Source organism: Streptomyces sp. NPDC001156 (assembly GCF_053598275.1).
On sequence record NZ_JBSFJX010000081.1, the window covers coordinates 1 to 20,197 of the forward strand.

The window sequence follows — 20,197 nt, forward strand, 5'->3', positions numbered from 1 at the left end:
CGCCCATGTCATCGGTGAGTCGTACCGGAGGGTCTTGGACGCATTTCACGAGATCTCCAGCCCGGACCAGCAGCTGAGGCGCCTTGAGGAGCTGCGTTCGGAGCTACGTGAAGCCGACGCTCCTCTGATGCACAGCGTCCGTGCCGTCGTCCTGGAAGGGCCGTCCGCGACCGCCTCAGCGGGCCAAGCCGTCTTGGAGGCGGCGCTGAAGGTCAACCGGCGCCTGTGGCGAGCAATGCTCAGGACCCGTGGATCGGTCCCGGGAGGGACGCGGAAGGCGTACCTTCCCGAATGATCCTGTGATGGCCTCCGAGTAGGCCCGCGTTGCAGCGCGGGTCGGGAAGGCACGCCCGTGCTCAGCGTAGTCACCGACAACGGCTCCACGCAGTCCGGTTCCCTGATCGACGAGATCGTCCGGGAGGGTGCCCGCAGAATGCTCGCGGCGGCACTGGAAGCGGAGGTCAACCAGTACATAGTCGAGTTGGCGGCCGAGTGGGACGAGGTGGGTCGGCACCTTGTGGTTCGCAACGGCTATCACCAGCCGCGGACCGTGACCACAGCCGCTGGCCCAGTCGAGGTGAGGGCGCCTCGGGTGAACGACCGCCGCGTCGACGAGGAGACAGGCGAGCGCAGGCGGTTCTCCTCGAAGATCCTTCCGCCGTGGTGCCGCAAGTCGCCGAAGGTGTCCGAGGTGCTGCCGCTGCTCTACCTGCACGGACTGTCCTCCGGCGATTTCGTCCCCGCGTTGGAGCAGTTCCTCGGCTCGGCCGCCGGCCTGTCGCCTGCCACGGTGACGCGGCTGACGAAGCAGTGGGGCGAAGACCATGCGGCCTTCCAGGAGCGGGACCTATCCGACCGGGACTTCGTCTACGTGTGGGCGGATGGGGTGCACCCGAAGGTCCGGCTCGGGCAGGCACACTCGTGTGTGCTGGTGCTGCTCGGCGTGCGGTTGGACGGCACGAAGGAGCTGATCGCGCTGGCTGAGGGGCTGCGGGAGTCCACCGAGTCATGGGCTGACCTGCTGCGCGACTGCCGCCGCCGCGGTATGTGCGACCCCGAGCTGGTGATCGGCGACGGCGCGATGGGCCTGTGGAAGGCGCTGGCCGAGGTCTTCCCCGCCGCGCGCCACCAAAGGTGCCGGGTCCATAAGGCCCGAAATGTCACGAACGCACTGCCCAAGTCCGCGCAGTCGGGCGCGACCAAGGCGATGCAGGAGATCTACAACGCCGAGGACCGCGCGCACGCCGAGAAGGCCATCGAGGCGTTCGCACGCATTTATGGCGCCAAGTGGCCCAAGGCGGTGGCGAAGATCATCGACGACGCCGAGCAACTACTGACGTTCTACGATTTCCCGGCGGAACACTGGATCCACCTGCGGACCACGAACCCCATCGAGTCCACGTTCTCCACAGTCAAGCTCCGCACCAAGGTCACCCGCGGAGCGGGCAGCCCCGCTGCGGCCCTCGCGATGGTGTTCAAGCTTGTCGAGTCCGCCCAGGCCCGCTGGCGTGCGATTACCGGAGCGCACCTGGTGCCCCTGGTCCGGGCTGGCGCCAGGTTCGAGAATGGCGTCCTGGCCGAGCGCCAGGAGCAGGCCGCGTAATTGGGAGGACGTGGTCCCGAGCCTGGCGCGTCTCCCCACACTGCCTATGGGCTGTCCAGCCCGTAGGTCTGGACCGTTCCTCTACATCCACGACCGGAACAAAGGTGATCAGACATGGTTCCTCGGATCGGCGACGAAGTGATCGTCTCCTGTGATCCGGCAACCGCTCGGGTGGCCGAGGTACATCGCTACATCACTCTGGAATGGCCGTGGAGAGCAATCGACAATTCCTCTAATTTCCGATGGAACGGGCAATTCGCCCTCCCGCACGGCGATTCCCACCAGGAATGGAGCCCATACCGTCTTGAGCCGGCAGCTTCCGCCCTCCGCGTGGGAGACGCTTGCACCGTGTCCATCCCGCCGACCCGGCTCTACGTGGGGCACTACGAAAAGTACGACCCTCCACGCAACCTCGGCTGGGCTCCCGCACCCACAGCAGGAATCTACGTCATCCCTCCGGAGAGGATGGACATGGACCTGGAGGACGCGGGGTACATGCTCTATCTGGGCGGAGATGAGCCCATTCACGTGGAACCGGTCAAGGACTGAGCCGCGACGCACTGGGCTCCAGCACCACACGGACCAACATCACGCAGTCCAAGGAACGACCCTGGTACACCTCAACTCATCCACAAGTCTTGATGCGATGAAGGGGCGGGGCCTCCGCCCCCGTGGGTTCCTGGGTAGGTCCCAGGTGGCTCACATTCGTCACGGCGAAGGAGGCCCCTGGTGAGCGAGTACGACGGACACCAGTACGTCGGCATCGACCTGCATCGCAGGCGGTCGGTGATCGTGCGGCAGGCAGCGGATGGCATGCAGCTGAGCGCGGTACGCATCCTCAACGACCCGGTCGCGCTGGGCCTGCAGATCGAGAAGGCGGGCATCCGCCCCGACGTGGTGCTGGAGGCCACCTACGGCTGGTACTGGGCGGTCGACCCTGCAGGCCGCCGGGGCGGAGGTCCATATGGCCCACCCGCTGGGCGTGAAGGGCTTCGCCTACCGGCGGGTGAAGAACGATATCCGCGATGCCGCAGACCTGGCCGACCTGCTGCGCATGGGGCGGCTGCCAGAGTCGTGGATCGCCCCGCCCGAGGTGCGGGAACTGCGTGAACTGGTGCGCTACCGCGCCAAACTCGTCGCGCTTCGCTCGGGACTCAAGGCCCAGGTCCACGCCGTGCTCGCGAAGGTCGGCATCCTCATCACCGTCTCCGACCTGTTCGGCGTCGAGGGCCGCAGCCGGCTGGAGCAGACGCCCCTGTCCGGCCCCTACGCCCAGCGCGTGACGTCCCTGCTGCACCTGATTGACATCCTCGACGCCGAGGAGGACGTCTTCAACCAGCGCATCGCCGACCGGCTGCGCGGGCACCCCGGCTGTAGATCCCGATCTTCATGCCTGAGCGGCTTGTTGCTGGTAGTGGCTGGTCCGGGATCGGGCCTGGTGGCGACGTCGCCAATGGGACCAGAGGAGCCGGTGGGCCGTGTCGTGGACGAGCCGGACGACAAGCGCGTTGAACAGGCGCTGGATCTCGTTGCAGGTGAGCGGTATCAGCTCGTCCGGCCCGGGATGGCGTGCGTGTTCGTCGGCGCGGACGACAGCGAGGAAAGCATGGGCGAGCATCGCGAGAGTGACCCAGCGGTGCCAGGACGTCCAGCGTCTGACCTGGTGTTCGTCCAGTCCGGCCAGGCCCTTGCCTGACTGGAAGGTCTCCTCAACCGTCCATCTGCGTCCGGCGACCTGTACCAGGGTGGACAGCGATTCGTGGGTGGCTGAATAGCAGCGGTAGAAAGCGAGTGCGCCGGTTGCGGCGCACGAGCAGCTGGTGGTGGCCGGGCCGGTCGTCGGCGAGGTCGGCCAGGGCCCAGTCGTAAAAACGGTGGCCCTTGGTTCCGGCTCCGGCGGAGAGTTTCTGCCAGGCCCGCCTCGGCAGCCTCTTGACCAGGGTGTCGGCGCGGAACTTGCCTGCGTGGGTGGCGATCTGGTGGTCACGGGCAACGGCGAGTACGTAACCGACTTGCCGTTGCTCCAGTGTGGTCCGCAGGTGTGGGTTGCCCCCATAGACTTCGTCGCCAGCTACCCAGGACGCGGGGACGCCAGCGTCCAGGGCGCGGCCGATCATGCGAGCGGCGAGTGCGGGCTTCGTGGCAAAGCCGACAGTGTCGGGTATCCCGGCGGCCTGGCAGCGGGCCGTGTCCTCGGTCCAGGAACGGGGGACATACAGTTCCCGGTCGATCGCCGCGTGTCCGCGCCGGGTGGAGTAGGCGAGATAGACGGCGACCTGGCTGTTCTCGATGCGTCCTGCGGTCCCGGCGTACTGGCGCTGCACACCGACCGTGGCGGCGCCCTTCTTGAGGCCACCAGTCTCGTCGACGACCAGCACCGCTGCGGTGTCGTGCAGTTGCCCGACGACGAAGCCGCGGATGTCGTCGCGTACCGCGTCAGCTTCCCACTTGGCCCTCGACAGCAGGTGCTGCAAGCCGTACGGGTTCGCGTCCCCGACGTGCTCGGCGAGCGTCCAGCAGTTCTTGCGTGGCAGGTCAGACAGCAACCCGAGCACGAACGCCCGTGCCCGGCGCCGTGGTTCCACCCGGACGAACCGTCCCGCGATACGGCCCATCAGGACCTCGAACGTCTCCTGCCAGCGGCCGGGATCTATGCTGTGGCCCGCGGCCGCCGTCTGATCTTCTGTCTTCACACACCGATGATCAACGGCGGCCGTACCCGTTCACAGACCGGCCCCGACCAGCAAGTGTCCTGTGCCGCCGAAGTTTGACCATCAGCCGAGGTAGTTCGCGCGCCCCTCGTCGTCGAGCTCGAAGGGGCCCTCAGGGATGATGCAGAACTCATTGCCCTCGGGGTCCGCCATCACCAGGAACCCGCCGCCGGGGTACTGCTCCAGCCTGTGCCCGCCGAGCATCTCGATCCGTTGCTGCTCGGCGGCGGGATCGGGAGAGGTGATGTCGAAGTGCATCCGGTTCTTGCTCGACTTGGGTTCGGCAGTTCGCTGAAAGCCCAGACCCAGGCCGTTCTCCCGCCGCAGCCATACGTATGGGCCCATACGTCCCACGACCGGCCTACCGAGCAGTTCGGACCAGAACGCAGCGAGCCGCTCGGGGTCTGTGGCATCGACGATGAGGGCATTGATCTGCATAGATGAGTCCGCCATGCCCCGATCCTCTCAAACGGGCGCTCAGCAGCGGCTGTGACCAGCGGGAAACAGACTTCGATGACACGAGCCGCCCTGCAGTCAGACTTCGGCGGCATCCGCTCAAGGCGCGATGGCGCAGGACAGCAAGATCGCGATCTACAGCTGGAGTATTAGACCCTTCAGTTGTAGTTCAGGGCGAGCTCACGGGTTCGGCGTCTGCGATGGTGCTGGTTGGCGTCGGCTTGGTGATGCCGGCGCCAGCGTGACCACCGGAGTACGTGGGCGATCAGGCCGTCCTCGGGTAGGGGTGGGGGGTGGATGAGCACAAGGAGCCTGCGGATCTCGGCTGCGGTGTAGGGGATGAGCTGCTCGGGACTGGTGGTGTCCTCGTGATCCCCCTTTTGGGTTCCTCCTCCGGCTCGTCGCCACTGGCGGATTCTTGGAGTGGTGCGGGGGCGTTGGCCTCGTCTGCGGCGGCCTGCACTGCAAGGAACGCGGCGGCGAGCATCGACAGGGTGATGTGCCGGTACCAGCCGTGCCAGTGGCGCACTTCGTAGTCGGCCAGTCCGCACTGGTGCTTGCCGAGTTTGATCGCGTCTTCCACCCGCCAGCGTGCGCCGGCGACGTGGGCCAGGTGTTGCGGCGGGGTGTCGGCTGGGCCCCAGGCCAGGTAGTAGTCGAGGTCGTCGGGCGTCTCGGTGCGGCGGCGGGCGATCATCCATCGGCAGTACCAGGGCTGCCCTGACGTTGCGGCGCCCACGGGTTCCTCGGGGTCGGCGATCCGGCGAATCCACCACTGCCACCAGCGGGAGCCGGTCTGGCTCGGCCCGGCTTCGATCAGCTGCCACTCGCTGTCGTCCGCGGCAGCGGCCAGCTTGTCGATGCGCCGCCAGCCCGGCCGGGGCAGTACCGTCTGGGCGCTGGAGACATTGACCACGTACGGTAGTTGGCGGTTCTCGGCGAAGGAGCGAAAAGCCCCGTCACGGCCATAGACCTCGTCGGCGGCCAGCCAGGTGTTCTCCGGGAGCTCGGGGACGATCCGGTCGATCATCTTCTCGGCGAGGCGGGGTTTGGTGGCGAAGCCGACTGGCTCGGGCACGTGCGCAGCCGCGCACCGCTCGCGATCGTTGGTCCACACTTGCGGCAGGTAGATCTCCCGTTCGACCAGGGCTGTCCCGCGGGTGGTGGCCCAGGCGGCGAACACCCCGACCTGACAAGGGAAGACGCCGCCGAGTGAGCCGCTGAACTGCCGGGCCACGCCGACGGAGGCATCGCCCTTCTTGGCGAACCCGGTCTCATCGATGACCAGCACCCCGTCCGCGCCATCGGCCAGGCCGTCCACCGCGTACAGGCGGACGCGGTCGCGCAGCTCATCGACGTTCCACTTTGCCCGGTCCAGTAAGTGCTGCTGCCCGTCAGGTCGCCGCCAGCCGGCGTACTCGGCCAGCTGCCAACCGTTCTTGCGCGAGACCGGGCCCAACAGCCCACGCACACACGCCTTCGCCCGCCGCCGTAGATCCGCTCGCGGGAAGACGTCGCCGACCTGCAACAGCAACTCCTCCAACGCAGCATCCCACTCGGCTACTTGCGCTACATCACCGGACCAATCGTCCATGACCGGCGGCTACCCGCCAAGCCTGATCAGCGAACTACAACTGAAGGGTTAGACCACGTCGACAAAGCGAGATTCCTGGGCCCGCAAGAGCCCAGGAATCTCAGCTATCAGAACATCGCTGCCCTATTCCCACTCACGCCATGGAATCTGCCTCCGCGAGATTCTCGGCGATCACTCCTCGGAAGAAATCGGTGAGGATCCGATATCTCTCGACTTCCTCGCGGCTGGCGCTATACCTCACGCCCACGGATCCGTCAGGTCGGAAGTGTCAACGAAGTCCACGACGGGCTCTTCACCCAGTCGTTGCCCATTCAATTCGCCTTGGACCCATTGAATGCACTGCGGCCTTTCTCCACTGCCCGCCCGACAGAACTCCTCCAATACCAGCCGAACACGGTCGAGTGAGAGAGTGCTCCGAGGGTGATGGAACAGTGGATGGCCCGGATCCGCGACGACCCTCGGATCAAAATTGGGTGGCTCCGGGTTGTCTGAAAGCCAGGTGTAGTCAAATACCTCGGACCTGCCAGGGCGCCGATCCGTGGCGAACCACATCAGAGCCCCATAGCCCGTCGACCTGTTTACAGCAACCCGAAGGTATGTATCCGGGCTGTTTTGGACCGTCACACTTTCGAAACGACGATCCGAAAAACAGAACCATGCATCCTCGCCGGGCGCAACCCACTTACTTGACGAGTCTTCGAACTCCAGATTCTCCATCACCTCGGAGACTAGGCGAGAGCATTCTTCTTTACTCTCGGCGTGATGCCATTCCTTGGAGAATAGGCCATTCAATACCATGGAGAATCAGCCTTCATTACCGACTGCCAGTCACTCGCCGACAAATTCCTGGACGTGCATGCCGCCCCCCTTGAGCGGGGAATGCACCCTCAATGTCGAGCCCTTGGGCAAGAGTTTCGGTATTGCTACCGAGCACGAGTAGTCACCCTCACATAACCCCACCGACCTTGTTGATGCTGGCAGGGCCGGTGCGCGGTCTGATCTCACGCAGAGAGGCTTGGAAACACCCTAATAGACGACTCGTGCACCCCGACATTCACCGAGTCGACCCGCCATCCGCCGGCGGACAGAATTCGCTCCAGTGCATTCGTCATCGATTCCAAGGCTGCTCCTCCGAGCGACAACACTCGACTTTCGATTCCACTTGGTGAGACCGCTATCCGCATTAGATCCGGACTGGACCTCCAGGACACATAGACTCCACCGGATTCCCCCCGGCTGGGATCGAAGAACACGAGGGCTCCTCCGGAGCTTACGCTCAAGCCGTCGAAGCAGTTCCCCCCACTGATCACCGGCATCCCAACCAGACGCAAGTCAGACTCGACGTCTGCTGCTAGGCGAGCCAGCTTGCTCTGTTCCTCAGGTCCAAGCCTTTCCGGAATCATCTCGACACGACCTCGCCGTCTGGATCAGGAGTCTACGCAAGATGGCGCCCTTGGAAGAGAACCCTCCGAGGGCACCCACCTGCTGCTGAGGCAATAATCCTACGCTTTACACGCCTCGTCTGGCCTTAGCCGAAGCGATCATTTTGCTGAGCTGCTCAGTCCACGCTTGGTTGAGCAAGCGACCGTCCGGGGTTTTGGGCGAAAAGTAGGGGATCGAATAGGTAATATTTGCACCCGCTGCACGCGGATCATCGGCCAGCTTTGGCGCACACCTGTCCGGGCATGGCGCCCGCTCGGTGTACAGGTCGGTCACTACATCGCTTTCCTCGAGTTTTCCGAGAATCTGCTCCTCGGCGTGGTGGTCCGCATTGCTAACGCCATGCACCAGACGCGTCGAACCGTCAGCACCCCGAACCCGCGCGACGGCGACGTTGTGATCGGCGTCCCAGAACCTCGACCCGTGCCGGATTTCAAATGCCTTGCTGCTGAGCTCGTCACTGTCGTACTCAATTTGAGTACCACAGTTATGGACGAGGACTGGCGTGCCCCCGGCCTCCACATAGTACGTGTGGAGGGTGCCAATGGTGAGGTCGTAGGTCGTGGTGTTCGCGTGGTACAGGCGGATACCGGTGACCTCGGCCGTGCCGCTCGGCGTCTGGAGCACGTCGCCGGACTTGAGGTCCTTCGCCTCGACAAACGCCGACTGGGTCTTGTCGTAGAACGGGTGGTGGAAGGTCGTCGTCAGGTGTGCGCCCTGAGCGTTCTTCTCACCCGCGTCGGCCTTGGTGTCCTGCGCCGACACCACCGAGCTGACCGCCGCCACCGGCGCCGAAGCCGGCTCCTGGCCGCCGTGGCCGTGGCTCGCCGCCAGTGCGCCCAACACCGCCGCCGAAGCTGCCAGGCCGAACGCCGCCTTGCGGGCCGTTTTCTTGGCCAGGGACTTCGCCCCGGCCTTGATGCCGGCCTTCGCACCATCCTTCGCCGCCTGCTTCGTGCCTGACTCTGCCGTCGCCTTGATCGTCAGGTCCACGAAGTCGTGGTCGGTGTGCGTCACGATCACCGCGGTGACCTTGTGCGCCTCCGTGCCCGCGACTCCCGGCACGGAGTTGGCGATCGTGTCACCCACCCGCACTTGGTCGATCGCTCTCGTCGAACCGTCGGCCATCAGCACCCGAGTCGCACCTGTGAAGCTGTGCGGCGCTCCGGGAATCCGGCAGCTCGATCCCGACTCGGAATGTGACTGGCTACGAGAGCCCGCCCCCTCGGCTTCCGCCTGCGAAGCCGCCTCGTCGGTGGCGTCCTTGGCCGCCACTTCCTCTGCGTCCGTCGCCCCCTTGCCGAACAGACCGCCCACGACCTTCATCGCCTTGGGCGCGACCTTCGCGAGGATCTTGCCGCCCAGGCTGCCCAGCGCACCGCCCACGGCACCGGCGACCGCGCCTTCGACCGCCGAGCCCGCGAACGCGCCCACGCTGCAGTCGCCGCCGCCGTTCTCCGCGCACTTGAAGCCCTGCTCGACCAGCGAGCCGGCCGCACCCGCCATCGCCGCGCAGCCGATCGTGCCGACGCCCCACGTCGCAGCTTCACAGCCCGCGAACACCGCCGTCGAGACCACGAAGGAGGTGATCGCCGCGGCGTGGTGCTTGGCGTAAGTCGCCGCTGACTTCGCCGCCTTGACCGTCGCGTGGTACGCCGTTCTCGCCGCATGCGCGACCGCGTGGGCCGCCTTCTTCACCGTGTGCGCGACCTTGTGGGCGATCTTCTTCGCCGCGTGCACCACCCGGTGCACCGCGTGCGAGACCTTGTGATACGCCGTATGCACCGCATGGACCACGGCGTGGTACGCGCGTCTGACGTGTCTCGACGCGTAGTAGTACACGCGTCGCGTCGCCCGCACCGTCGCGTGGTACACGTCCCGCACCCGGTGCGCGACCTTGTGCGCCGCGTGCTTGACCGCGTGCACCACCTTGCGGGCCACGTGCTTGACCGCGTGGTACACCTTGTGCGCCACATGCCGCACCACGTGCGACGCCTTGTGCGCGACCTTCTTCGCCCCGCACACCACGTCGTACCAGGAGCAGTTGCCCGACTCGTCGGTCCCCGCGAGCGGGTTGTCGTCGACGTAGGCGAACGGGTTCGCCGCCACCGAGTCGGGTGTCGCGCCCAGCGAGACGCTGTCCTTGTTCAGGAACTCGCCCGTGTTCGGGTCGTACCAGCGTGACGCCGTGCCCACGTTGCCGGTTCCGGGTTCCGTCCAGCCGGACTGGAAGCCCAGGTGACCGACCAGCGTCTGGGTCGTCGTCACCTTGCCGAGCGGGTCGTACGTCGCCGAGCCGGCCAGGGACGTACCGCCCGAGGTGAACTCGCCGACCACGTCGTTGTGCTGGTCCGTCAGCGCCAGCACCCCGGCACTGCCGGCCTGCTTGATGCCGACCAGGCCGCCCCCCGGGTCGTACGTGTACGTCGCGTCCCCGTCCGAGGCGATCGTGTTGTCCGCGCCCGAGTACGTGAACGTCCGCGTGGACTGCGCACCCGTGTCCGTGTCGGTGATGTTCCGGCCCAGCGCGTCCAGCGTGTACGACTGCTCGCCCGCCACGATCTGGCTGCCGAACGCGTCCGTCTTGTACGCGATCGTGCCGCCCGCCGTGGACGACTCCTGCGTCATCGAGCCGCGCGCCGAGTAGGAGTACGAGTGCGTGCCGTCCGACGTCAACTCGTCGCGCTCGTCGTAGGTGTAGACGTCCGAGCCGACCCGGATCCGGTTGCCCGACGCGTCGTACTGGTAGTCGGTCGTCTTCGAGCCGTCGTTCCACGAGGTCAGACGGTCCGACCAGTCGTACGTGTACGTGTTCGCGGACGCGCCCGTCACACCCGTCGTCGTCTTCGACGTGAGGTTGCCGTTGTCGTCGTAGCCGTACGTGAAGCTCGCCAGCGCCGAGGCGCCCTGCACCAGGACGTCGTTCGTCAACTCGTGCGAGCTGTTGTACGTGAAGGTGCGGGTCTGGCCCGTCGAGCCGTACTTGATCGTCTTCGGCTCGTTCAGCTGGTCGTACGTGTACGTCAGGTGCGTACCCGTCGCCGCGTCGTCCAGGGAGGACAGCCGGCCGGCCGTGTCGTAGCCGTAGTTCGTCTTGCCTGCCGCGTCCGTGCGCGACAGCATCGAGCTGTCGTCGTTGTACGTGAAGCCCGAGGAACCCGCCGAACCCGATGCCGTCAGCAGGTCGCCGCGGTCGTCGTAGGTGAACCCGTCGTGTGTCGCCGTCTGGTAGTCCGCCGCGCCGGCGATGCCCGCCGCGTCCGTGTCCGCCGACGTCACCCGGCCGTCCGAGTCGTAGTCGAACGTACGCTTCGCCGTCGCGGCGTCCGCGCCCGTACCCGACATCGTCTTCAGCTGGCCGTTGTCGTCATACGTCATCGACGTCGTCGTGCCGTCGGGCAGCGTGACGTTCGTGGCCTGGCCGTCCGCGTCGTAGGCGAACGTCGTCGTCGAGTCCGCGGCCGACGTGTACTGGGCAGTCGTCGGCTCGATCACCTTCTCCTGCTGGCCCCAGGGGGTGTAGGAGTAGCGCCAGGAGTTGCCCCGGCCGTCGGTGAACCGGGTGCGGTTGCCGGCCTCGTCGTAGCCGAACGACGTCGTGATCGAGGTCGTCGCGTCGACCGGCTCCACCTGCTGGGTGATGGTGCCCGCCGCGTCGTACGTCCAGCGTGTGGTGTGCTGGTTGGCGTCGGTCGCCGCCACCAGGTTGCCGACGCCGTCGTACTGCTGCGACGTGCTGGACAGCTGCGCGCCGTTCGCGTCGTAGCTGCGGGTGGCCGTCGGGTCGTCGCTGACGTTGTAGTCCGTCACCGTGTAGGTGCCGTCCGCCAGCGTCGTCTTGGTGGCGTTGCCCTCGAAGTCGTACGAGTAGCGGGTGGTGTTGCCCGCGCCGTCGGCGACCGAGGCGACGTCACCGGCCCGGTTGTAGGCGTACGAGGTGGTCACCCCGCCGGGCGTCTGCTCCGAGGCGAGGTGCGCGCCGTACGGGTTGCCGGGGGTGACGCCGTACGAGTACGTCGTCGTCAGCGTCCGCGTCGACGGGTAGCGCTCCATCGTGGTGGAGGTGACCTGGCGGCCCATGAAGTCGTAGGTGGCCTGGGCCTGCGCGCCCGTGGGGTCGGTCGACGTGCGCTGCTCGCCGTTCGCGTCGAAGGTGGCGTGCGTCTTGGTGCCGTCGGGCGCCGTGATCTGGGCCAGGTCGCCCATCTGGTCGTACAGGTACGACGTGGTCTTGCCGCCCGGCGTCGTCACCGACGTCTGGTTGCCCTCGCTGTCGTATGTCCACACGGTCGTGCCCGCGTTGGGCGCCGAGGCGCCGGCCGGCGTGTACGACGGGAGCGTCTCGCTCACCTTGTTGCCGACCGCGTCGTAGGCCGAGTCGGTGACCAGGCGGTTCGGGTCCCTCTCCGCGACGGCCTCGCCGAAGGTGTTGAAGCCGCTCACGGTGATCGGGCGGACGGTGGCCGCGTTCGCGGCGATGCCGTCCGGCTCGGACTGCACGGCGGGCGCGGTGGTGACCGCGAGGTTGCCCGCCTCGTCGTACTCGTAGTCCGTGGTGTGCTGCTCGGCGTCCGTCATGGACGTGGGCAGGCCCCGCTTGTCGTACGTGTACTTGGTCGTCTGCTGGTCGGAGCTGCCGACCGTGCCACCGGCGCGGCCCTTGCCGTACAGCGAGGAGACCTCGGAGGCGGACAGGGCCCGCTGGTAGACCTGCGCGTCGGTGACCGAGCCGGCCACCGCGTCGTAGATCGAGCCGTCCGTGGTCTTGACGCCGCCGACGGTCAGCGGGCCGGCGCCGGTCCACGGCGTCGGGTCGGTGGCCGTGCCCGCGAGCGTGCCGTTGACGTACAGCTTCATCGCACCGGTGGTGGCGTCGAAGGTGCCGACCAGGTGCGTCCAGGTGTTCAGCGCGGGCGCGGCAGTGGCCTTGGCGTCGTAGAACGCGGTCGGCGAGGCGGCGTCGTTGCTGGCTATGTGGAAGCGGTAGGCGCTGTCGGCCTTGGAGTACTGCAGGTAGAAGGAGGCCCGCGCGGTGCCGCCCTGCGCGACGAAGGTGCGGTAGGTGGAGGTGTCGCTCAGGTTGACCCACGCCGACGCCGTGTAGGAGGCGCTGGTGTCCAGGACCGGACCGTTGGTGGCGACGATGTCGCCCTTGCCGGCGGTGTCGCCGCTGAACTTGGCCGCGCCGTCCGACCAGGTCACGCCGGGGCCTGCGGTGGCGGTGTTGCCGGTGCCGGAGACGTCGGTGATGCTGCGGCCGGAGGCCTGGTCGAGCTTCCACCAGCCCGCGGGGTGCCCGGAGGAGTCGCCGTAGAGCGTCTCGCTGAGCAGGTTGCCCATGTCGTCGTACGTGCTGGTGGTGGTGCGGTCGAAGCCCGTGGCGTCGTGGTCGGTCTCCGAGGCGACCTGGTCGTCCGGGGTGTACGAGACCGTGGTGACCCGGTCCACACCGGTCGGGTCGACGGTGGTGGAGGTGGTCCGGGAGGACGCGTCGACCGTGTACTGGGTGACCGTCTCACCGTTGTCGGTGGTGGACGTGAGCAGGTTGCCCGCCGCGTCGTAGCTGTCCGACTCCAGGACATAAGTGCTGGTGCCGTCGGCGCTCGTCTTCGTCACCGTCGCGGTCAAGCCGTCGTCGGTGTAGGTGTACGACGTGGTGTTGCCCATCGCGTCCGTGATCGAGGCGAGTCGCCCCGCCGGGTCGTAGGCGCGCGAGGACTCGATCAGCTGGGTGGGCGCCTGCGGGCTGACCGGGTCGCCCGTGTACATCAGGCTCTGGGTGAGCAGGTCGCCGTTGTCGTCGTACGTGTAGTCCGTCTCGTTGCCGGCGCTCGTCACCTCCTTGGTCTTGTTGCCGGAGGTGTCGTACGTGTACGTCGTCGTGTTGCCGTAGCTCGTGCCCGCCGCGACGTTGGCGTCGGACTCGGTCAGGACGTGGTCGTAGGCGTCGTAGGTCTGCGTCTCGGTGCGCGGGGCGTCGCCGCCGCTCGCGTCGGAGACGGTCTGCGAGGTGACGTCGCCGTCGTCGTCGTAGACGGTGGAGGAGACCGTGGCGTGCGTGGAGCCGTTGACGCGGTCGGTGAGCTGCGGGTCGTGCTCGGCGGTGACCTGGCCGTTCTTGTCGTACTCGTAGGTGGTGGTCAGGCCGTCCGGGTAGGTGTCGGAGACCGCCTTCTGGCTGAGCACCTGGCCGACGCCGTCATAGGTGTACGAGGTGACCAGGCCCAGGGCGTCGGTGGTGGAGGCGACGTCGCCGCTCTGGAAGTACGACACCTGGTTGACGGCTCCGCCGGGGCTGACCGTCCTCACCGGCAGGCCCTTGGGCACGACCCCGCCGTCGGCGGAGGGGTAGGCGCTGGTGCCGTCGCTGTAGACGGTCGAGGTGGAGCGGCCGTTGGGGAAGCCGGGCACGGCCGGGCCGGTGATGACGGTCTGGTTGCCCGCCGAGTCGTACGTGTACGACGTCAGGTACGTGTTGTCCGTCGCGGACGCCGAACGGCCGTCGCGCTCGGTGAGCAGCTGGTCGTTGCGCGGGTCCGCGGTGGTCAGCTGGGCCGTGGTGTCGTCCGGGTAGTACGTGTAGTACTCGGTGTTGCACTTGTTCGCGGCCTGGTCCTGGCAGGACGTGGAGGAGACCACGTTGCCGCGGACGTCGTGGCCGGTGATGGTCATCGCGCCGTTGGGGTCGGTGACCGTGTGCTCGAAGCCGGAGGTGTCGTAGCCGAAGCTCGTCTTGTTGCCGAGGCCGTCGGTCTCGGTCAGCGCCCGGTTGCCGTTGCTGACGTCGTAGGCGTAGGTGAGCGTCGCATTGCCCGGCGAGGTCACCTTGACCGTCTCGACCGGAAGCAGACCGGTGGAGTTCTTCGCCGCCTGCACGTGCGCCGCGACGTCCTGCGCGGTGAGCGCCGAGTGGTAGAAGGCCGCTTCGGCTATGGAACCCTTGAAGTGGCTGACCTCGGCGGGCGAGTTGATCCAGCTCTTGGCGAAGCCGGCGCCCAGGTAGAGGTGGCTGTTCGACTGGTCGTTGGGGGCACCGGAGTAGCTGGCCTGCTGGACTCCGTCCAGGTACATCGTCTGGGTGGAGCTGGAGACGGTGAGCGCCACATGGTGCCAGGCGTTGTCGGTGACCGTGCCGGTGGAGCCGAACGCCGTCGAACCGGATCCGCTGCCCGAGTAGAAGTGGCCGTGCAGCTTGTTGTCGGTCCCGACGTACAGCAGTGGGGTCCAGCTGCCGGAGGCCGTGGTCGCACCGGCGATCGGCACCGACTGGTCGCCGACGATGACGCCCTGGTTGGCGGTCTTGAACCAGAGTTCGAGGCTACGGTCGTTGGTGCCGTGCAGCACCGAGGTCGGCACCTCGACGTACGAGGTGCCGCCGTCGAAGGTCGCGGCCTTCCGGTCGCTGAACGGGCCTGCGGCACCGAGGGTCACCGCGTTGTACGTACCGTTGCCGCCGCGGACCTCGTTGACGGCCGTGGTCGCGCCGGCCGCTTCACCGAGTCGGTAGTAGCCGGCCGGAGCGGCGCCGAGGACCGCACCGCGGTAGGTCTGGCTGGAGCCGGCGACGGTGGGCGCGGCCAGCTTCCAGGTGCCGCCGTTCTCGTCGGTGAGCTGGGTGAGGGTGGTGGTGGCCGGGTCGTACGTCATGCCCGCGAACGTCTTGCCCGACGGCCGCTTGATGGACGTGAGCAGGCTCGCCGCGTGGGTGCCGTACTGGTAGAGGGAGTTGACGTCAGCGGCGACCAGCGGGCGGCCGTACCAGGCGACGTCGGCGATGGAGCCGTTGAAGTAGGTGGCGTAGCCCGTCTTGTCGCTCGCGTTCTGGTGCGGCTCGTCGGGCCAGTTGCCGCCCAGGAAGCCGGTGCCCAGGTAGTCGAACGACTGGTTCTTGCCGAAGGCGACGGCGCTCTGGATGGAGACGGTGCCGGTGCGGGAGCCGACCCTGGTCTTGTCGAGGTACAGCGTCTGCGAGTTGCCCGCCGCGGACAGCACCACGTGGTGCCACTTGCCGTCGGCCACGGACGCCGAGGACACGATCGGGTTGATGCCGCCGCTGTACCAGAACTCGGCGTTCAGCTTGCCGTCGGTGCCGACGTAGATGGACGGCGTGTAGAAACCCGCCGCCTGCCCGGAGGAGATCGGCTGGGAGGCGTAGGAGTACAGCACGCCCGGTCCGGCCGACGTCTTGAACCACAGGGACAGCGCCCCGGAGTCGGTGTCGTTGCCGGTGTTCTTCGGCAGGGCGATGTCGGAGGACGTGCCGTTGAAGGAGGCGGCCGTGGACGAGGAACCGGTGAGCGGGCCGGGCGCACCGAGCGTCACGTTCTCGTACGTGGCGTTCTTGGTGCCCTGGTTGGCGAGGACGGCGTCCTTCGCGGTGGTGCCCGAGGTCTCCGTCAGCGGCCACACGGCGCCCGGGTCGAGGTCGAGGGAGGCGTTCTGGTACTGCGAGGCCGTCGTGTACCCGTACGTCGTGCACTTGGTCGCGGACAGCGGCGCGCACACCGTCGTCAGCTGGTCGCCTGTGTAGCCGTAGTTCCAGGTCAGCGCGGAAGACGGGGCGTGGAAGTCGACCAGGTCGGTGGTGACGGTGGCGACGTGCGCGGCCTGGGCGCCGCTCGGCGTGGACCAGGCGACGTTCAGGGAACGGCCGGAGACGGCGGACGACATCTTCGTGACGTGGCCGCTGGTCCAGGCGAGGGTGATCGCCCGGCCGTTGGCGTCGGTCACGGAGGTCAGGCCGTAGGCGCCGGAACCCAGGGACTGGGTGAAGGCGTAGACCGTGTCGTCCTTGTCGGTCAGCTGGTAGCCGCCGGTGATCGTGGTGAAGGAAGCCCACCGGCCGGTGCCCGGAGCGAAGCTGCCGTCGCTGTTCTTGCCGTAGCCGACCTGGGAACCGTCGGGATAGGTGACGTTGACGCTGGTCACCGCGCCGGACGCGCTGTACTGCTCGGTGGCGCGGGAGTCGAGGATGCTCGACCAGCCGGCGCCGAAGGCGCCCGTCCAGCGCGGGTCGCGGGAGTTGTAGTCGCGTTCGACGTCCAGGGACGGGCCGACGGTGGAGATGGAGGCGTCGGTGTCGGAGGTGGTGTAGTTGCCGATGGACGCGTCGAAGCCGTGGTCGCTGCTGTTCTGCGACAGCCCGGAGGTGATCACCGGTTGCGGCACCTGCACGGACAGCTCGTACGGATCCGCGGGTGAGTACAGATTGGTGGCCGCGTCGTACGCCTGGACCTGCCAGATGTAGTTCTTGCCCCAGGCCAGCTTCCCCGCCGGGACGGTCCAGTCACCGGTGGCGACCAGCCCCGAGTCGACGACCAGGGTGTTGTTCGCGTCGTAGACCTTGAAGCGGTACTGGTTGCTCGTGCCGCCACTGGAGTTGGCGCCGCCCGCCCACGCGGTCAGCTCCGGCGTGGTGGTGCCCACGACGGCGTTGTCGGCGGGGAACTGCTCGTACAGCTGGGGGGCGGTATTGCCGGTGTAGGTGACGATGATCCTCGGGCCGCCCGCGGGATCGTTGAAGGAGCCGAACTGCTTCCAGTGCAGGGCGTCCGTGGTGGACGCGTACACGGCGAGGCCGTAGTCGGCGGTGGTGCCGTTGAACCAGCCCTGGATGGCGGTGGTGGACAGCGGGACGTCGACCCAGTCGCCGACGGTGCGGTCGGCGGCGGTGTTGGCGCAGGCCGTGGGCACGCTCGGGGTCAGGTTGCCGATCGACGAGCCGTAGGTGGGGCCCGGGTAGCTGGTGACGCCCTCGGGCGTCCAGGACTTCGTCACCAGGGCCACATCGAAACGCTCGGGGGTGCAGGTGGCGGCCCAGGTGTCGAACAGCCGCAGGGTCGCGGCGGTGACGGTGTTGCCGCTGCCGTCCCAGGCGGTGTCCCAGTGGTTGACGAAGCTGTTCGCCGAGTGGGTGCCCGAGTCGTAGGAGCCGACCTTGACGGTCTGCTCGAAGGAGTGGTCGCCGGCGGCGCCTGACTCGGCGTAGGTCGTGGTCCAGCCGTCGGTGACGGTGGGGTCGACGGTGACCGGGAAGACGCGGTGCGCGTCGTTCAGCCAGTCGGAGTCGAGGGTCACCTTCAGCGCGTAGCCGCTCTTTTCGTGGACGAGAGAGGTGGTGACGTCATGAGTGGTGGTCGGGTCGCCGGAGCGCTGGTCGACCTTGGAGTCGTAGGCGTAGAACGGGGGGATGCGCTCGACGGTCTTTCCGGACACATCGCGCAGGACGACGGAGCCGTTCTTGTTCTGTACGGGGGTGAGGCCCTTGAGCTGGAGCGGGAAGGTCCAGGAGTTCGCCGCGACCGCGGAGTGCAGGACGATCGCTTCCTTCACACCGGTGGCGGTGGGGGCGACCTGGAGATCGGTGTCGGCGAGGACGCTGTCGTAGCTGACACGGGAGCCGTCGGCGGTGCCGGTGACCGACTGGGCACCCTGCAACTCGTAGGCGAGGGAGTGCTGGTCGTCGATGCCGAAGGAGACGAGCTTCGAGTCGTCGGCCTTGGGCGCGAAGTCGACGGCGAGGGAGTTGGCCTTCTCGTGCCAGCGGCCGTCGGGTCCCGCTCTCACGTCCACGTCGATCGGCGCCCATTTGCCCTTGACGACCTGGTAGTTGATGGGCGTGGGAGAGATGCTCCGGGTGGTGGAGCCATCGGCGTTGTCGTACACCGTGTCGGTGCGCGAGGACTTGGCCGCGTCGCGCTTGCTGGTCTTGGCATTGAAGCCTCTGCCGCCCTGGCTCTTGCCGGGCTTCACGGCAGCCTGGTGCGGGTGGTAAGCGGCGAGCTCACCCTTGGCCTTGCCCGGCTTGCGGCCCGCGCCGCGGTGCGCCTGGGTGGCCTTGGCTGAGACCTGGTGCCGCTTGCCCGCAGCGGTGCCCGACTGTTGACCGGGCAGCCTGCCCCAATGCGGGTCCTTCAGCCAGGAGGTGACGGAGGAGAGCCTCGGCAGCGAGAGGTCCACCGACCCCAACTCGACGCCGTCCGCCATGGCCTGCTGAGTCGTCAGCATCAGGGCGAGTGCGGCCAGAAGGAGCACCGCGACGCTACGGCGCCCTCGGTGGGCCCCGCGAGCGGGACGGACGCGGCGGAACAACCGAACGCGCACAGCTGCGACTCCAACAGTCAGTCAGGAACGACACAGAAAGCGCGCTGATCTTGCCGGTTGTGAATATGACATGGACAGGTAAGAAGACTGATCTTGCATTGGCCTTGACCAGTCCTCGACAAACCTGCCCGGGTTGACCGCGTGCGCCCGTTTACGACTTGTGAACTCCTTTGCCAACAAGCGGAGTTCTTGACTCGGAGTCTTGATCGTCCGGTGGACGGCCGGGGGGATAACTGGAGCGAGACGCTCCTGCGTCCATGCGTTCACTTGACGGCGGGCAGGGCTACACAGCCGTCCAGTCGTACGAGCCGCAGCCCTTGGCTCCTGTTGGCATCCATGGCAGTACGGCCGCCGGGGCCACCCGGGACTGCCGTCCGCGCCAGGTGCCTGTCACCGCCTGAGTCTCGCGTGCGGCGACCGCGTCGCCGTTGCCTCAGCCGCCGCAGAGACTGAGCATCATCTGCTTGTCGGCCGCCGTCACGGGAAGGTCGTACTTCAGCGACACCTGGGCGAAGCGCACCGAATAGGAGCAGTGGATCTGCTTGTTCGGGGGCAGCCAGCTGGCGGGGCCGGAGTCGCTCTTGGCGCCGTTGGTGGGGCCGTCCACCGGGATCAGGTTGAGCGGGTCGTTGGCGATGTCCTCGCGCTTGTCCTTCGTCCAGCGCGAGGCGCCCATCTGCCAGTCGTAGGAGAGCGGCATCACGTGGTCTATCTGCACCTTCGTGGCGCGGGACTTGGTCCACTCGATCGTCTTGCCGGTGTACGGATCGTGCAGCGTCATGGAGGTGACGACACAGTTGGAGCCCGCCCGGAAGCGGACCTGCTCCCCGTCACGCTTCAGAAGGTCGTTCCTCGAGTCGCAGCCGTTGTGGGCGAAGGGAATGCCGCCGGGGGCCGAGTCCATCCAGGCATAGCCGAACTTGTCCCGCTCATAGCCCGTCTTGGGGCCGCGTCCCTTCGTGGCCACCTTCTGGATCAGCGCTCGCGCCTTCGCCTGGTCCGCCGACGAGGTGATCGCCGCCAGCCCTGGTTTCGTGCCGTCGGGGTTGTCCAAGGGGCTCACCGCGCGACCGTTCGCCGCCGGGACACCGGAGCCCGAAGGGGCGCCTTCGACGGGGAAGTCGGTGCCGTTGCAGCCGGTGAGCAGCAGCCCGGTGCCGAGCAGGGCGGTGGACGCCACAAGGATGCGCCGGGCTCCGCCGATGTGCCTCACATACCTGTCGGAACGCATGGCGCGCCGCCCTCCCCTTGCTCTTACCGCTCATCATCCGAACCGGCCCCCGCAGGCGC

General features: G+C 67.3%; 7 protein-coding genes and 3 pseudogenes. 4 read left to right on the top strand and 6 right to left on the bottom strand.

Features of this window, described 5'->3' with window-relative positions; genetic code table 11:
- From ACWDA7_RS29955 to ACWDA7_RS29970, 4 genes and pseudogenes are all read left to right on the top strand, one after another.
- Positions 1 to 295 (top strand): annotated as a pseudogene (locus ACWDA7_RS29955) (hypothetical protein); the annotation flags it as partial.
- 57 nt (positions 296 to 352) lie between these two features.
- Positions 353 to 1,603, top strand: coding sequence for an IS256 family transposase (locus ACWDA7_RS29960; protein ID WP_450608002.1), 1,251 nt, complete (start codon positions 353 to 355; stop codon positions 1,601 to 1,603).
- A gap of 348 nt (positions 1,604 to 1,951) precedes the next feature.
- Positions 1,952 to 2,152, top strand: a complete 201-nt coding sequence (locus ACWDA7_RS29965) for a hypothetical protein (RefSeq protein WP_450608003.1) — start codon at positions 1,952 to 1,954, stop codon at positions 2,150 to 2,152.
- Between the two features lie 388 nt (positions 2,153 to 2,540).
- Positions 2,541 to 2,777 (top strand): annotated as a pseudogene (locus ACWDA7_RS29970) (IS110 family transposase); the annotation flags it as partial.
- Positions 2,778 to 2,990: 213 nt separating this feature from the next.
- On the opposite strand, the pseudogene ACWDA7_RS29975 reads toward ACWDA7_RS29970, so the two are convergent.
- From ACWDA7_RS29975 to ACWDA7_RS30000, 6 genes and pseudogenes are all read right to left on the bottom strand, one after another.
- A pseudogene (locus ACWDA7_RS29975) lies at positions 2,991 to 4,218 on the bottom strand (IS701 family transposase).
- Positions 4,219 to 4,377: 159 nt separating this feature from the next.
- Complete coding sequence (locus ACWDA7_RS29980) at positions 4,378 to 4,767, bottom strand: VOC family protein (protein WP_450608004.1); 390 nt, start codon at positions 4,765 to 4,767, stop codon at positions 4,378 to 4,380.
- Between the two features lie 268 nt (positions 4,768 to 5,035).
- On the bottom strand, positions 5,036 to 6,364 hold the full coding sequence (locus ACWDA7_RS29985; protein WP_450608006.1) for an IS701 family transposase: 1,329 nt from the start codon (positions 6,362 to 6,364) through the stop codon (positions 5,036 to 5,038).
- Between the two features lie 237 nt (positions 6,365 to 6,601).
- Entirely contained in the window at positions 6,602 to 7,162 is a 561-nt protein-coding gene (locus tag ACWDA7_RS29990; protein WP_450608008.1) for an Imm1 family immunity protein, read from the bottom strand.
- A gap of 711 nt (positions 7,163 to 7,873) precedes the next feature.
- A complete protein-coding gene (locus tag ACWDA7_RS29995) occupies positions 7,874 to 18,811 on the bottom strand; it encodes a LamG-like jellyroll fold domain-containing protein (protein WP_450608009.1) in 10,938 nt (3,645 codons plus the stop codon).
- 529 nt (positions 18,812 to 19,340) lie between these two features.
- Entirely contained in the window at positions 19,341 to 20,138 is a 798-nt protein-coding gene (locus ACWDA7_RS30000) for an HNH endonuclease family protein (protein ID WP_450608011.1), read from the bottom strand.
- Between the last annotated feature and the right edge of the window lie 59 nt (positions 20,139 to 20,197).

Excerpts from the sequence above, each read along its gene's own strand:
- ACWDA7_RS29980 (WP_450608004.1), bottom strand. The coding sequence starts at position 4,767 with ATGGCGGACTCATCTATGCAGATCAATGCCCTCATCGTCGATGCCACA.
- ACWDA7_RS29985 (WP_450608006.1), bottom strand. The coding sequence starts at position 6,364 with ATGGACGATTGGTCCGGTGATGTAGCGCAAGTAGCCGAGTGGGATGCT.
- ACWDA7_RS29990 (WP_450608008.1), bottom strand. The coding sequence starts at position 7,162 with ATGGTATTGAATGGCCTATTCTCCAAGGAATGGCATCACGCCGAGAGT.
- ACWDA7_RS29995 (WP_450608009.1), bottom strand. The coding sequence starts at position 18,811 with ATGCTGACGACTCAGCAGGCCATGGCGGACGGCGTCGAGTTGGGGTCG.
- ACWDA7_RS30000 (WP_450608011.1), bottom strand. The coding sequence starts at position 20,138 with ATGCGTTCCGACAGGTATGTGAGGCACATCGGCGGAGCCCGGCGCATC.